This is a genomic window from Sphingomonas sanguinis NBRC 13937 (genome assembly GCF_001591005.1).
GTDB classification, from domain to species: domain Bacteria; phylum Pseudomonadota; class Alphaproteobacteria; order Sphingomonadales; family Sphingomonadaceae; genus Sphingomonas; species Sphingomonas sanguinis.
This window is the reverse complement of record NZ_BCTY01000001.1, coordinates 128,963-144,340: the sequence shown is the minus strand read 5'-3', so window position 1 is coordinate 144,340 and position 15,378 is coordinate 128,963. Positions and strand designations below refer to the sequence as shown.

Genomic DNA, 15,378 nt, shown 5'->3' with positions numbered 1-15,378 from the left:
GTCGCTATCCGCCGCGCAGCATCCGCATGGCGTGGGCGCGGAGCATCTTGGTGTTCTCGGGCCCGTCGCCCAGCACGCCATGCCGCGCCTCCGGCAGATGGGACAGGGGATGGCCGTCGGGCCGGAATACATAATGGTCGAACCACGCCCGCCATGCCGCCCGTTCCTCCGGTGCCCGACCCGCGATCGCGCTCATCGCCAGGAGCATCGTGGGAAAGGGCTGGTCCGGCGCGACGGGAAAAGCGTCCCACCAGTAATTGACCAGCAGGTTGAATGCACCGCGCGCCTCGACCCGGTGCCACCAGAGCTTTGGCATGTAGAGCGCATCGCCGGGTTCCAGGTCGATAGTGATCGCCCGGTCGCGCGCTTGGTCGAACCGGGGATAGCGCGGATCGCCCGGCTCGGCCTCGGCGGCGAGTGCCACGGGCTGTCCCGCCATGCTGTGGTCGATCGGCCCGACATAGAGGTCGCCGATCGCATCGGGAGGATAAAGGGTGAAGCGCCGCCGTCCCGCCACCGCGCAGGCGAGATTGTCCATCATGTCGTAATGGCAGGCGACGGTCGACGCATGGCCGATCCAGATGCGCGGGGCCACGGCTGGCGCCATGAAACCCAGACCATTGGCTTCACCAAGGCCCGGCAGCACGACGGGCATCGGCAGCGACCCGACATAAAGCGTATCGCCATCGCCCTCCGCGCGCGTGATGCGCCGGATCGCCTCGCCCAGAGTCATGGATTCCCGACGGAAATTGAAGCCAGCGAGATCGTCGGTGTAGGTGTAGCGGCCGCCGATCCCCGCCGCGCCGACAAAGGCCTCGACCTGTCGCCCGACATCGAACTCCGCGAGATAGTCAGCCAGCGATGCGCCGCCTTCCGCCGCGGCGCGCGCCAGCGGCCAGTGGGACACCGCGCCGCGAAGAACGACCGGGCGGCACGGCTCGACGACCAGCCGGTGGAAGGCGTCCGGGTCGGCCAGCAACGACGGATCGACCGCGTTCGCCGTTTCCGTCATTCGGCCAGCCCGCTCAGCCGGTCATTGCGCCGCCCGGCCAGTTGCGGGATGTGCCGCACCGATCCCGCCACCGCATAGACGAGTTGCAGATCGCCGTTGCGAAACAGTGCCAAGGCGGCCTGGTCCGACAGGGCGTGCAGCGCATCCAGACTGATCGTGTAGAGCGAGTCTAGCCTCAGGCTCTCGCCATTGTCGAACCGAAAGCTCAGGTCGATCGGCTCGACCAGCTTGTGCTCCAGCAGCCGGGCGATGAAGGCCTCGGTCTCGGGCAGGCCGCTGTGAAGCGTGCGCAGTGCTGCCTGGACCCGGCGCAGGGCGGGGGCGGGGCTACCGTCCGCCTCGAACAAGGGGGCACCGTCTGCTTGGGTCAAAGCGGGGTGGGCGGGGTCGATCGCGATATTCTCGCCGGAGACATAGAAGGCCTGTCGCTCCAGATCGGCCGGGCGATAGCCCGACAGCGAGCCCTTGCCCCCCAGGCAGAGATTTTCGTCCGGCACCAAGCCCATCAATGCTCCGGGATAGAGATCGCCGGTTTCCGGGTTGCGCGCGAAGAGGATCGGATAATGGAGCGCGGCGGACAGGAACTCGCCCGCGACCAACTGGACGAAATGCCGTGTGGCATCCGGGGCGGAGGAAACCCGCAGGGCGGCATGTCGCGCACTGTCGAGCAATTCCATGTCGGCCATGATCGTCAATCCCTCCGTTATCATCTCCGGTCACCCGTCTTTGCGACCTGTTGGCCGATGCTGGCGATGCCATCGGTTCTTTTGACCGTAGCCATCGTCCTGTCGTCAAGACATGGCGATAGCGGAACAGGAACACTCCGACAAACGCCTTGTTCTGAATCAATTATAACGCTAACATCACGTCATCGAATGGGCGGTACGGTGATTCAACACCGATCGCTCGGGAGAATATAAAACCGAAGGAGAGGGGAAGATGGTGTCACGCCCTGCTTTTGTGGCTGCGTTCGTTTCACGCCATGGCCTGATGGTCGGGGTCTCGCCGCTGGTGGCGCTGGCCCTGATGACGCCGGGCGTTGCTTTTGCTCAGACCAACTCCGCCCAGCAGGCCGGAACGCCACAGGATCAGGCGACCGCCCCCGGTGTCCAGAATGACAGCCCATCGTCCTCCGGCGAGGCGTCCGAGGCCGAGATCATCGTCACCGGCCTGCGCAACTCGCTCCAGCGCAATCTCGACATCAAGCGGACCGCGACCGGCGTCGTCGATGCCATCTCGGCGGAAGACATTGGCAAATTTCCCGATTCCAACGTCGCGGCCTCGCTCCAGCGCCTACCCGGTGTCTCGATCCAGCGCTCGGGTGCGCGTGGCGAGCCGACCGGCATTACGGTGCGCGGCTTTGGCGGCGACTTCAACACCACCCTCTATGACGGCCGCCGCATCTCGACCGCGACGGGCGGTCGCCAGATCGACTTCAGCACGGTCGGCTCGGATTTCATCGGCCAGTTGAGCGTCCTGAAGACGCCCGACGTGACGCTGGCGTCCAGCTCGATCGGCGCGACCGTCGATATCCAGTTCCCCAAGCCGTTCGACCATCCGGGCTTCCGCGTCGCCACCAGCGCGTCGGGCTCGCTGCAGGATCGGGCGGGCCATGTCGTGCCGACGCTGGGCGCGCTGGTCAGCGATACCTTCGCCAATGATACTTTGGGTATCCTGTCGAGCTTCATTTATACGCGGCGTGATACCGATACCAACCGGGTCTTCGTGTCGGGTTGGCCGGGCGGCAATTTCGCCCCCTGCCAGCTGACGGGCAGCACCGCGGCCGTCTGCGCACCGACCGATAGCGCCACCGCCGACCCCAGCCAGCGTCGCACGCTGACCGGCTGGTTCCCGCAGCAATATGGCGCCGAGCAGCAGCGGACCCAGGACGAGCGCGTCGATGGCCGCATTGCCCTGCAATGGCATCCGTCCAACGACCTGATGGTCACGCTGGACAACAACTTCGCGCGTCAGACCATTTCGACCGACATCTATGGCTTTGGCGTGTGGTTCAGCCAGCCCAGCCTGCGCAACGTGACGCAGGACGCCAACGGCACGGCGGTCAGCTTCACCCAGGCAGGCTCGCCGACCGATTTCACCGCGGCGATGAACAAGCAGATCCTTCAGACCAACCAGACCGGTCTGAACGTGAAGTGGGACGTCAACGAGAAGCTGACCGTCGAGGCGGACGGCACCTATGCCAAGAGCTGGTTGAACCCCGGCAACACGATCGGCAGCAGCAATGGCGATATCGGCTATGGCGGAGCGCTGGGCACCAATCTGGGCTTCAATATCACCGCCGACAGCAACAAGGCCTTCCCGACGATCAGCAATTTCGGCCCCGCAGGGAATGCCGGGCGCTGGGCCGATCCGACCGTCATCGGCTCGCACGTCACGGTCCTTCAGACCCAGAAGAACACCGACGAACTGAAGCAATTCCGTGGTGTCGTGACGTGGAAGGCGGCCGATGACATCACGCTGAAGGCCGGTGGTCAATATACCGACGACACGTTCAACCTGCTGAACCGCAGCACCTTCACCAACAATTTCTGGCAGGCCTATGCCGGTTATGGCGGGCCGTCGGGCCAGGGTTCGGGCGTCTCGCCGCTGCCGTCGAGCCTGTATCAGGGCACGATCAGCCTCAACAACTTCATCCCAGGCTTTGCGGGCAGCCTGCCGCCTTCGCTGCTGGTCTACAGCCCGCAGGCCTATCAGAATTACCTGACCAGCCTGGGCAATCCGCAGGCACAGAATGTGCCGGGCTTCAATTATAATGGCGGCGTCAACGGCTTTACCGGCCAGTTCGTCGAGGCGGTCGATCCGGGCAGCATCCTGTCGGTCAACGAAAAGACGCTGTCGCTGTTCTTCAGCGGGGCGATGGAGGGGCGGATCGGCAACATGCCGCTCCACGCCGCCTTCGGAGTGCGAACCGAGAATACCCGCCTGCTGTCGATCGGTCAGGGTCGTGCCCCGACCCTGATCACCCGCAGCGCCGCCGACCCCACGCTGCTGTCCATCGCCTTCACCGACACGCAGCCGATCGCGAACCGCAGCAGCTATACCTATGTGCTGCCCTCGGTCGATCTGCGGCTGGAGGTGACCGACAATCTGCAGCTGCGCTTTGACGCGTCGCGCACGCTGACCCGTCCGGGCCTCAGCCTGCTCAACCCGGTCGTCGGCATCGGCAACGGCCAGCGCGTCGGTGCCCTGTCGGGCAGCGGCGGCAATCCGAACCTGAAGCCCTATCTCGCCAGCAATTTCGACGTCGCGGCGGAATGGTATTATCAGCGCAACTCGTATCTGGCGGTCGACTTCTTCCTGAAGAATGTCAGCAACTTCATCGTCGGGGGCGTCACCAACCAGACGGTGAACGGCGTGATCGACCCGACGACGGGCCGCCCGGCAGTCTTCGCCATCTCGGCCCAGGTCAACGGTCCCGATGCAACGGTGCGCGGTGTCGAAATCGCCTGGCAGCAGGTGTTCGGCGACAGCGGCTTCGGCTTCCAGGCGAATGCGACCTTCGTCGATACGAACAAGCCCTATGATCCGAAACTGGTCGGTCAGAGCGGCTTTGCGGTCACGGGCCTCGCCAACTCGGCGAACTTCGTCGGCTTCTACGACAAGAACGGCTTCCAGTTCCGTACCGCGCTCAACTGGCGTGACGAGTATCTGGCGGGCTTCGGCCAGAACCAGAATACCGGTTCTTACGGCGCCGAGCCGACCTTCGTGAACCAGAGCTTCCAGGTCGATCTGACCAGCAGCTATGACGTCACGAAGAACTTCTCGATCTTTGCCGAGGCGCTGAACATCAACAAGAACAAGCAGAGCACGCATGGCCGGTTCAAGAACCAGCTGCTCGACGTGTTCGATTATGGTCGCCGCTTCACCTTGGGCGCGCGCTATCGCTTCTGACGATGCACGGGGATGTCAGGCTTCGGCTTGACATCCCCGGCGCTTATCGGACTGTCTTGCCATCATGGTTCAGCCTGTTCAGCATATCGTGATCGTCGGCGGCGGGACGGCCGGGTGGCTGACGGCGGGCGTCATCGCTGCTCGGCATCAGGGGCGGCGGCCGCATGGCTTTACCGTGACGCTGGTCGAATCTCCCAACGTGCCGATCATCGGGGTGGGCGAGGGCACATGGCCGACGCTCCGCGCCACGCTGAAGGCGATGGGTGTTTCGGAGACGACGTTTTTCCGCGAGTGCGACGCCTCGTTCAAACAAGGGGCTCGGTTCAATCGCTGGACCACCGGCGCGGCGGAGGACGGCTATTATCATCCGCTGATGCTGCCGCAGAGTTTTGGACAGGTGAATCTCGCGTCGCACTGGCTGGCGGGGGAGGAGGAGGCGAGCTTCTGCGACGCGGTGACGCCGCAAGGGCGGATTTGCGACGCCGGGCTCGCCCCCAAGACGATCGCGACGCCGGAATATGAAGCGCTGGCCAATTACGCGTACCATCTGGACGCGGGCAAGTTCGCCGACTTCCTGCGCCGCCATTGCTGCGAGCAACTCGGGGTGCGGCATGTGCTGGCCGATGTCGAAGAGGTGGTGCTGGCCGAGAGCGGTGACATCCGCGCGGTGCGCACCGCCCAGGCGGGGGAGGTGACGGGCGATCTGTTCGTCGATTGTACCGGCTTTCGTTCGCTGCTGCTCGGAGAGGCGTTGGGGGTGCCGTTCCGCCCCCTGAACGACGTGCTGTTCTGCGACACGGCACTGGCGATCCAGGTGCCTTATGACGATCCCGAAACTCCAATCGCCTCGCACACCATTTCCACCGCCCAGTCGTCGGGCTGGATATGGGATATTGGGCTGCCGACCCGGCGCGGCGTGGGGCATGTCTTTTCCAGCAGCCATATCGGCCGCGACGAAGCGGAGCGTGAACTTCGCGCCTATCTGGGCGAGGCGGGGCGCGATCTGTCGGTGCGCGAGTTGAAGATCCGGGCCGGTCACCGGGCCCGCTTCTGGGAACGCAATTGCGTGGCGGTGGGTCTGGCAGCGGGTTTTCTTGAACCGCTGGAGGCCTCCGCCATCGTGCTGATCGAGCTATCGGCCAAGCTGATCGCCGAGCAGATGCCCGCCTGTCGCGAGGTGATGGACACCGTCGCGCGGCGCTTCAACGACACGACGCTCTATCGCTGGGGCCGGATCGTCGATTTCCTGAAGCTGCACTACGCCCTGACCCAGCGCACCGACAGCGACTTCTGGCGGGACAATCGCCGCCCCGAGACCATGCCCGACCGGTTGCGGGACCTGATGGAACTGTGGCGCTACCAAGTGCCGTGGATGCACGACGAGTTCGACCGGGTGGAGGAGGTCTTTCCCTCGGCCAGCTATCAATATGTCCTCTACGGCATGGGCCAGCGGACGGAGATCGCACCGGGTAGCCTCGCCCCCGAGACCATCGCGGCGCAGCGGGCTCGGCGGGAGAATGAGGTGCAGACCGGACGGTTGCTGGCGGGCCTGCCGCGTCACCGCGACCTCATCCGCAAAATCGTCGAGCGGGGACTGCCGACTTTCTAGACCACGGGACGCCCCTCAGCGCCCCGTCAGCGTAAAGCTGTCCACATCCATCCATCCGCCCGGCGCGCCGGGATTGTAGCAGAACAGCGCATATTGCTGCCCCTGGAACGTGCCCGTCCGCCAGTCGAACGCCAGCGGGAAGTCGCCGCCCAGCGTCCGCCAGTCGTGGCCGTCGCTGCTGTACGCAACGCTCGCCCGGTCGGTCTTGAAGTCCATATCGGTGCGCAGAAACAGGCGCTCTCCCGACAAGGGCTGTGCATCGACCCGGACGTCGGTCTTCTGGCTCGTCGCCAGATCCTCGATCACGCGCATGGTCAGCGTCAGCCGTCCATCGCTACCCCGGCTGACCGCGATATGGCCGCTATATTTGCCGAATGTGCCGAAGCCGCACTGGTCGCCCACCCGGATATGAGAGGCGTCGACCGCGACAACGCCCCGGCTGAACGGCCCTTGCCCTTTTTGCAGGAGGGTGTTGCGGGCGCTCCACAGCGCGGGCGCCTGGGTCGCGCGCAGGCGGAGATAGCCGGGACGCTCCGTGAGCGACCAATGGTCGGGCAGAGGGTTGTGGTTCCATTGCCATTGCAGGCCGAGCTTCCGCCCCGCAAAATCGTCCGAGGCGGGGAGGAGGGTGACCGGCTGGCCCTCAATCGGCTTGGTCGCGGTGGCGGGAACGCGGCCCGGCGCTTGCGGCGTGCCCCAGACGGGCCAGCCGTCCTTCCAGAAGACCGGGCTGATATTGGTCATCCGCCCGACCGCGCCCGCATCGGTCATGACGAAGCCATAGTCGGTGCCGTCGGGCAGGTCGACGATCGCGCCCTGATGGCCGCCGGTCGTGTCGTCGATCTGGTCGCGGGTTTCCCAGGGGCCGAACAGGCTTTTGGCGCGCGAGACGGTCATGCCCAGCCGCCGGGGGATGGCGTTGAACATGTAGTAAGTGTCGCCACGCTTGACGACCTTCGAGCCCTCCGCGCCCTTGTTGTAATAGACGACCCGCTTGTCGGTCACGGTGCGCAGGTTACGGTCCAGACTGAGCAGCGTGTTGGTGCCGTCCGATCCTACCGAGGTCATGATATAGGCTCTGCCATCGGTGTCGAAGAACAGGCCGGGATCGAACGCCGCCTCGCCGATCCGGTTCATTTCCCACGGACCGCGAATGTCCTTCGATCGATAGATGCGAGTCTTCTCGCCGACGGGGGTCACCGCGATGTAGAAGATGCCGTCACGATAACGCAGGCTGGGGGCGAAGATGCCCTTTCGATACGCGCCGCCCTTCTTCAGGTCATATTCGGGCAGGCCGTCCAGATGATCGATGACATGCCCGACGAAGCGCCAGTTCACCAGATCGCGCGAGGTCATGATGGTGAGGCCGGGCACGTTCGCGAAGGTCGTGGTGATGAAATAGAAATCGCGCCCGACCCGGATAATGTCAGGATCGGGATAGTCGGCGTAGAGCGGGGGATTGGCGTAAGTGCCGTTTCCCTTGTCCGATTGCCAGGCCTGTGCCCCCGCCAGCGACGGCACGGCGAGGAGCAGCGCGAGGGACAGCCACTTCATCGCGGCGTGTACGCATAGGGGCCGATGACCGTCCCGACAAAGCCGCCCGCCCGCGCGGTGCTGAGGAAGCGGGTATCGAGATCGTTTTTCAGCGTCATCGTCTTGCCGCCGACCCGATAATCGAAGGCCATGGTCCCGCCCTTGGCATGGAGCGACAGGGTGACGGGGCCCTTCGCATTCAGGGGCGCGGAGGCGACCAGCGTCTCGGGGGCGGTCTCGTCGCGGGTGTTCCGGCCCGAACGGGTGTAGAGCGCGATGCGCGGCTGGCCGTCGATCCGGGTCAGGCCGAAGAACAGATAGGCATAGTCGTTCTGCATCGCGACCAGCCCGGCCCGCGCGCCGTCCTTGGCGGGGGTGAAGGTCAGGGTGGTCGAGATATCGGCAATCGCGTGTTGCTGCCGCCGCCCGACAAAGCCCGGCACACCCTGCCGATCGCCCAGCGCGTCGCCGCCTCGCATCGTCAGCGATCCGTTCGCGACCGTGTAGAACGGCGTCTTCGGCGTGCGGACGCCGATCCATTGCATGGCGAGCTTGGTGCCGTCGAACTCGTCCGTGTAACCAAAATCGCCGCTGGTCGGCAGCTTGGGGGCGGGGCTGGCGGGCAGGCGGGGCTTGGCGAGCGTCCAGGGCACGGTCTTGCCCTTGTCCAGGATTATCGGCCAGCCATTCTTCCACGTCACCGGCAGCAGGAAGGTCTCGCGTCCGATATTGTAATAGTCGTCGGCGTAAGGCCGCGTCGCCAGGAAGGTGGCCCACCAATCGCCATTTTGCGTTTGCACCAGCTCCGCATGGCCCGCCGCGCTGATCGGATGCTGGCGCTTCGGATCGAGGTCGCGCTGGGTCAGGATCGGGTTGCCCGCGAAGGGCACATAGGGGCCGCGCAGTTCCTTCGATCGCAGCACGACCTGCGAGTGGTTGACGCTGGTGCCCCCTTCGGCGGCGGTCAGATAATACCAGCCGTCCTTCTTGAAGATATGCGGCCCCTCGATCCAGACGGGCTTTTTCGACAGGTCGACACCGCCATTGACCAGCTGCGTGCTCTCGCCGACCATCTTGCCCGCGCGCCAATCATATTCCTGGACCCATATGGCGCGGTGGCCGTCATAGCGCGGCGTCTCATTGGGGGCGCGGTTGTTGACGATATAGGCGCGGTCGCCTTCCCAATAGATCGACGGGTCGATCCCCTCAAATGGCAGCCAGATCGGGTCGGACCAGGGCCCCGCCGGGTCCTTGGCGGTGATGACGAAATTGCCCCGGCACTGGACGCAGGTGTTGACGATGTAGAAGGTGCCGTCGTGATAGCTGATGTCGGGCGCAAACACCGCCTCCGACACCGAACGGCCGCTGAAGTCCAGCTGTCCGGGCCGGTCGATCGCATTGCCGATCTGGGTCCAGTGGACAAGATCGGTCGAGTGGAAGATCGGCAGGCCGGGAAAGTGCGCGAAGGACGAGTTGACGAGGTAATAATCCTTGCCCACCCGCGTCACCGACGGATCGGGATAATAGCCCGCGATGATCGGGTTGAGATACTCGCCCGCCTTGGGCTTCGCCTGTTCGATCGAGCGGCCCTGATAGGTAAAACGCTCGAACGTCGCGGTCTGGGCAGCGGCGGTCCCGGCGGTCGACAGGGCCAGTGCCAGCGCGGTCAGGTTGCGGATCACGCGATGCCCTTTCGGACCGGCGCGGCGCGCAGGGCGTCGGCGATGGCGGCGCGCATCGGCTTGGGGCTGAGCGCATCGTCATAGGGCAAAGGCCGTTGCGGCAGGCCATCGGCACGCGGGGCGAAGCCATTCAGCCAGCTATGCTTGTCCCACAACCCCCAGCAGAGAAGCTGGTCGAGCTGTGGATAGGACAGCATCAGGTCGAGATAGCTTTTGGCGACGGCGGCGACCTGCGCATCGCGCTGGGCGATGTCCTTGGGCATTTCGCGGTCGTTGATGTCGAACTCGGTGATCAGCAGGCGATAGCCCATGGCGGTGACTTCATCGAGGAAGCGCTTCCATTCCGCACGCTGGACCTTGGAATGGCTGCCGTCATTGCCGAGATGGCTCTGGATGCCGAGCGCGTCGACGGGGACGTTCTCCTTGCGGAACCGCTCCAGCAGGCGGAGCACGCCCGCGCGGTGCGTCTCGTTGCCGACCTCCCAGGACATATAGTCGTTATAGACGCGCTGAGCATGGGGGGCGTGCTCGCGCGCGGTTTCATAGGCGATCTTGAACACGTCGAAGCCCAGCGCCTGGTCGAACACCGTGCCCCGGACCTCGCCGGTCTTGGGATCGATCGTCTCGTTGACCACGTCCCAGCTATAGATGCGGTCGCCGAAATGCCCAGCGACGGCGGCGATGTAACGGCGCAGCCATGTCTCCGCGCCAGTCGCGGTCACCGTCTGGGCCAGCGCGGGCGAGATATATTTGCTGTAGTTCCACAGCAGGGTGTGGCCGCGCAGCTTCATGCCATTGTCCTGCGCAAAGCCTGCGATCCGGTCGGCCGGAGCGAAGTTCAGATGCGCCGGATCATTGCCCAGCACATAGACCTTCATCTCGTTTTCGGGGACGAGCACGCCGCATTCGCGCGCGACGATGGCGCCATAGCCTGGGTCGTTGATCGGCGATCCGCGCCCCGCATTGATTGCGGTGCCGAAGAGAATGCCTTTCTGCGCCGCCAGGTCGCGCAGGCTGGCGCGATCATCCGCCGCCCAGGCTACGCTAGGTAGCGCTCCCATCGCCAAGCCGCCTGCTATGCCGGCCAGCTGCTGACGACGGGTCAGCACCGGCCCTTGCCAATCGGGTCTCATCACCCTCTCCCTATGATTTTCATCGACATTTGCATGGGGCCGATCAAACGGCAAGACCATGACGATCCACGCTAATCCAAGTCAGTCAGTCAGTCGCGCATCGCCCCATACGACAGGCAGCGGGGCGTCGGGAGCGCTATCGGAGCGGGCGACCAATTCGACGATCTGGCGGCCCCGCACATCGGCCTGAATAGCGGCGGGCGCTTCGTTCAGGCTGACAGGGCGCGAGCGGGCGAGCAGCTGGCCGTCGCCATAAACCTCGAATACCACACGCCTTCCGCGCGCGGTGGCGGAATCGTCGATCCCGACCGTTGCGGCAAAGCGGGACTGCCCGCGATTGCGCACCTCCAGCCGCGAATTGGCGAGTACGCCGATGCCGGTATCATACACCTTGCCCATCAGGCGAAGCGGTCGCCCGAACGGCGTGCGGTCGGCCTGAGCACCGCCCCAGCCGTCATATTGCGGGAAGTCGCCTGGGCCCTTGCTGCCGCCCCAGGGGCTGAGTTCGTGATGGATGGTCGGGTCGCCCTCGGGCAGGGCGATGCCGTCCTCGGCCGGGTTCACGTCGCTGGGCGCTTCGGACAGATAATGGCCGTCCGCCAGCCGGTGTGCGCCGGTGACGCGGTAGATCAGCGTCTGGTGCGGTGCGAGGGTCAGCTTCGTCTCACCCGAAAAGCGGCTCTTCGCGCCGGTCCACAGGTCGGTCAGCTCGACCTCGCCGCGCAGTTTCAGGTGGTCGGTGGTCAGCATCGGCTGGATGGGCGCGGCGGTGCGGTTGAGGATCGCCACCGCCTTGTCGCCATTGGCCAAGCTCTTCACAAAGATCTGGACGTCATCGGACAGATAGGCGGGCACCGCCTGGTTGCCGGCCGCATCCTGGTTCAGCGCGATGATCGCCCGGTTGCCCAGTAGCGCGATCTGCTCGGCATTGGCCTTGCGCAGGTCGAAGCCGATCAGCAGCGGCGCGTTCATCATTGCCCACATCGCGAAGTGCGAGCGCGCTTCGGTCATGTGGTTGGCATCGAAATCGCCCGAGCCGATGAACAGCATGTCCGGGTCGTTCCATGTGTGCGGATGGGCATAGAGCGCGCGGGTCGCGCTGGTATCGAGATTGGTCAGCATCCGCGACCAGTGTGCGGTGATATCGTCGCTGGTCCGCGAGACATTGCCGATCTGCTTGCCCCAGCTGCGCACGTCCGATGAGCCCCACAGGCAGAGCGAGAAGAGATAGTCGCCGTCCGGGTTCTCGCGACGCAGGGCGGTGGCGACCTGTTCATAGAGCGAGCGGACGGCCGGGATGTCGGTCCGTGCCAGCGAATTCATGTCGATCAGCGGGGTAAGCGCGCGATAATCGCCCTTGCGGACATGCTCGCTGTCCTTGCCCAGCCCGCGAATGCCGCATCCATCGACCTTGATGTAATCGAAGCCCCATTCGCGGAAATAGAGCGCGATATCCTGATCGATATGGCCGTACAGACCGACCTCGCGCTCGGCGATCGTGCCCTCGGGCTGGTTGGCGAAATTGGGGGTGTAGACCTGGCCGCAGCTGTTGCGCCCGATATCGGAATAGATCCCCGCCTTGAACCCCATCGCGTGGAGCCGGTCGGTCAGCGGGCGGAAGCTGGTCTGCTGGTTTGCACCAGCGGCGGCGGAGGGAAATTTGTCGGCGCGAATGACCAAGCGGCCATCGGGCTGGCGACGCCGCAGCCACCAGCCGTCATCGATGTTGATGTAACGATAGCCCGCCTCGCGAAGGCCCTTGTCGACGATCAGCCGGGCCGAGGCCATGACCTTGTCCTCATCGACATCGCTGTTGAACGCGTTCCAGCTGTTCCAGCCCATCGGCGGCAGGGCGGCCTGCCCATCCTGATTGGCGCTCCAGCGACCGGTCGGGGCGAGCGGGTCGGCCTTGTCCGGCGCGGCATTCGCGGTCACGGGCAGGGCGACCCAGGCCAGCGTCGCCGCTGCCGTCCATAAGGCGCGTTTCGTTCGTCGCATGGCTTGTCCTTCCCGCATGAGCTTTGGTCTCTCCCTCACTTCGTCGCCAGGGCGCGGCCGAAAAAGGGCAGGACCTGTTCCTGGAAGCGGACGCCGATGCGGTTGACGTGATCGCCGTCATAGATTTCGAACCGGTGCGTAATGCCATAGCGGTCGAGCGCCTCGTGCAGCGCCTGGGCATCAGCCTTCAGTCCGTCCTGCGATCCCACATCCAGCGCGATCGCCCGGTAGCTGCGGAGCGGCGCGATATATTGGTCGACAAAGGCGAGCGGGGTGTTCGCCAGCCACTTTGCGGTGATGTCATCGCGCATCTCGCCGTCCTTGACCGGCAGGTCGAGGTAGAGCGGCGGGTTCTTCGGATTGGGCGACCAGGCGGCCGAGGCGGCCAGCATCGCGCGCTGGCCCCAGTTAAGCTTGGCGGAGTCGGCGGGCGAGGCGAGGCTGGTCAGCAGCTTCTCGTCAGTGCCCTCGGGCCGGGCCATCATGCGCGGTGACAGGCAGCACGGGCTCATCATGTAGATCGCGCCGTACATATCGGCGTGTTTCATGCCGATGCGCGCGGTGCCGTATCCGCCCATCGAGTGACCGGCGAGACCACGGGCTTCGCGCTTCGGAATGGTGCGATAGCGCGCGTCGATCGCGGCGATCAGGTCGTGGCTGATGAACCGCTCGAAATCGCCGACGGTCTGGGATGAAGAATACATCGATCCGTTGTGCATCGTCTTGCTGTCGGGGAAGACCAGGATCATCGGCGGCACCCCGCGCGCAAAGGCACCTTCCACCGAGGCGGGGACATGGATCTCCTTCGTCCACTGGTCCGCGCCGATCGAATAGCCATGGAGCGCGTAGACGACCGGATAGCGGCGCACCTTGTTCCGCGCATAGTCGGGCGGCAAGACGACGATGACGTCGCGGTCGGCGCTGTTGCCCTCCAGGTTGCCTTCGATCGCGGCGGAATGGACCTTGATCCGCTCGACCGTGACGGGTCTGGCACCGGGCACGGTGGCGGGCGACTGGGTGACCATCTGGGCCGGTGCGGCGGCCAGCGGCGCGAGCGCCAGACCGGCGGCGAACAGCCAGCGGGTGTGCGAGAAGCGAAGGGCCATGCGGGTCATCCTCTGTCCTGGGTATCCGCCGACATCACGTGTCGGTCTTGTCGTGATGCGAGCCCTGCGATGGTGAGCGAGGGGTCAGATATCGTTACCAACAATGCACGGCGGCCCTTTGTCAAGCAATGCGACGTCTCCCGTGTCGACAAAACCGAAAACGACGAACCGACCTTGCATCCCGCCAACTGATAGCGCTATCGTGCGATCAAAGCTCCAAAGATGGAGCGCGTGGGAGAGGTAAGCGATGAAGCGCTTGATGATGACCAGCGTGGTCGTGCTGGGTCTTGGCACGGCGGCCTGTGGTGGCCCCAAGACGGCCGACAATGCGGTGCAGGACAATAGCGCCGCCGCGGCCAACGATCCCAACCCGACCGCTCCCGATGGCCGTCATTACCTGTCGCAGCCGCTGGTGCGCGATATCTTCACCGCCGACCCGTCCGCCCATGTCTGGGGCGACGGGAAGATGTATATCTATCCCAGCCACGACATCCCGACCGAGACGAAGGACGACGATCTCGGCAACCAATATGCGATGCGGGACTATCGCGTGTTGCGCATGGACGAGCCGGGCGGGCCCGTCACCGTCGGCCCGGTCGCGCTCGACGTGAAGGACGTGCCCTGGGCCTCGCAGCAGATGTGGGCACCCGACGCCGCCTATAAGGACGGCACCTATTATCTCTATTTCCCGGCGCGCGATAAGACCAAGGACAAGAACGGCCTGGGCGCGTTCCGCATCGGCGTCGCGACGTCCAAGAATCCGATGGGCCCCTTCAAGGCCGAACCGCAGGCGATCCCCGGCAGCTATTCGATGGACCCGGCCGTGTTCCAGGACGCGGACGGCAAGGCCTATATGTATTTCGGCGGCATCTGGGGCGGTCAGCTTCAGCGTTGGAAGGACGGCAAGTACGATCCGAACGGCAGCGACACCGACCTGAAGCAGGACGACCAGCCCGCCATTTCGGGCAAGATCGCCCGACTAAACCCCGACATGAAGACCTTTGCCGAGACACCGCGCGACGTCGTGATCCTCGACGAAAAGGGCAAACCGGTGCTGGGCGGCGACCATGACAAGCGCTTCTTCGAGGCGTCCTGGGTCTTCAAGCGGGACGGCAAATATTATTATACCTATTCAACCGGCGACACGCATTTCCTGAACTATGCGATCGGCACCAGCCCGTACGGCCCCTTTACCTATAAGGGGCATATTCTGAGCCCGGTGCAGGGCTGGACCACTCATCATTCGATCGTCGAGTGGAAGGGCAAATGGTGGCTCTTCTACGCTGACACGCAATTGTCGGGGAAGAATCATCTGCGCAACGTCAAGATGACCGAGCTGAAGTTTAACCCGGACGGGACGATCCCGACCATCGACCCGTTCGTGAAGTAAGGA

General features: G+C 64.6%; 10 protein-coding genes. 3 read left to right on the top strand and 7 right to left on the bottom strand.

Features of this window, described 5'->3' with window-relative positions; all coding sequences use genetic code 11:
* Nucleotides 1–4 precede the first annotated feature (4 nt).
* Nucleotides 5–1,012 (bottom strand): cupin-like domain-containing protein, encoded by a 1,008-nt coding sequence (locus SSA01S_RS00670; protein ID WP_061778734.1) that lies wholly within the window; start codon nt 1,010–1,012, stop codon nt 5–7.
* Nucleotides 1,009–1,698 (bottom strand): SapC family protein, encoded by a 690-nt coding sequence (locus SSA01S_RS00665; protein WP_061778901.1) that lies wholly within the window; start codon nt 1,696–1,698, stop codon nt 1,009–1,011. The genes SSA01S_RS00670 and SSA01S_RS00665 overlap by 4 nt, the downstream gene beginning before the upstream one ends.
* Before the next feature lie 304 nt (nt 1,699–2,002).
* On the opposite strand from SSA01S_RS00665, the gene SSA01S_RS00660 reads away from it, so the two are divergent.
* On the top strand, nt 2,003–4,924 hold the full coding sequence (locus tag SSA01S_RS00660) for a TonB-dependent receptor (protein ID WP_061778733.1): 2,922 nt from the start codon (nt 2,003–2,005) through the stop codon (nt 4,922–4,924).
* A gap of 64 nt (nt 4,925–4,988) precedes the next feature.
* The gene (locus SSA01S_RS00655) at nt 4,989–6,533 is read left to right on the top strand and encodes a tryptophan halogenase family protein (protein WP_061778732.1); all 1,545 of its coding nucleotides are present in this window, start codon (nt 4,989–4,991) and stop codon (nt 6,531–6,533) included.
* Nucleotides 6,534–6,548: 15 nt separating this feature from the next.
* Here SSA01S_RS00655 and SSA01S_RS00650 read toward each other — a convergent pair whose 3' ends face one another.
* The 5 genes from SSA01S_RS00650 to SSA01S_RS00630 all read right to left on the bottom strand — a co-directional run bounded on the left by SSA01S_RS00650 (nt 6,549) and on the right by SSA01S_RS00630 (nt 13,985).
* Complete coding sequence (locus SSA01S_RS00650) at nt 6,549–8,087, bottom strand: glycoside hydrolase family 43 protein (protein ID WP_061778731.1); 1,539 nt, start codon at nt 8,085–8,087, stop codon at nt 6,549–6,551.
* Nucleotides 8,084–9,748, bottom strand: coding sequence for a glycoside hydrolase family 43 protein (locus SSA01S_RS00645; RefSeq protein ID WP_061778730.1), 1,665 nt, complete (start codon nt 9,746–9,748; stop codon nt 8,084–8,086). The genes SSA01S_RS00650 and SSA01S_RS00645 overlap by 4 nt, the downstream gene beginning before the upstream one ends.
* A complete protein-coding gene (locus SSA01S_RS00640; RefSeq protein WP_061778729.1) occupies nt 9,745–10,881 on the bottom strand; it encodes an endo-1,4-beta-xylanase in 1,137 nt (378 codons plus the stop codon). The genes SSA01S_RS00645 and SSA01S_RS00640 overlap by 4 nt, the downstream gene beginning before the upstream one ends.
* 81 nt (nt 10,882–10,962) lie before the next feature.
* Nucleotides 10,963–12,879, bottom strand: coding sequence for an NPCBM/NEW2 domain-containing protein (locus tag SSA01S_RS00635; protein ID WP_061778728.1), 1,917 nt, complete (start codon nt 12,877–12,879; stop codon nt 10,963–10,965).
* A gap of 35 nt (nt 12,880–12,914) precedes the next feature.
* Nucleotides 12,915–13,985 (bottom strand): alpha/beta hydrolase, encoded by a 1,071-nt coding sequence (locus tag SSA01S_RS00630; protein ID WP_167348871.1) that lies wholly within the window; start codon nt 13,983–13,985, stop codon nt 12,915–12,917.
* Between the two features lie 247 nt (nt 13,986–14,232).
* Between SSA01S_RS00630 and SSA01S_RS00625 the strand changes: the two genes are divergently transcribed.
* Complete coding sequence (locus SSA01S_RS00625; RefSeq protein ID WP_419836501.1) at nt 14,233–15,375, top strand: glycoside hydrolase family 43 protein; 1,143 nt, start codon at nt 14,233–14,235, stop codon at nt 15,373–15,375.
* Nucleotides 15,376–15,378 lie beyond the last annotated feature (3 nt).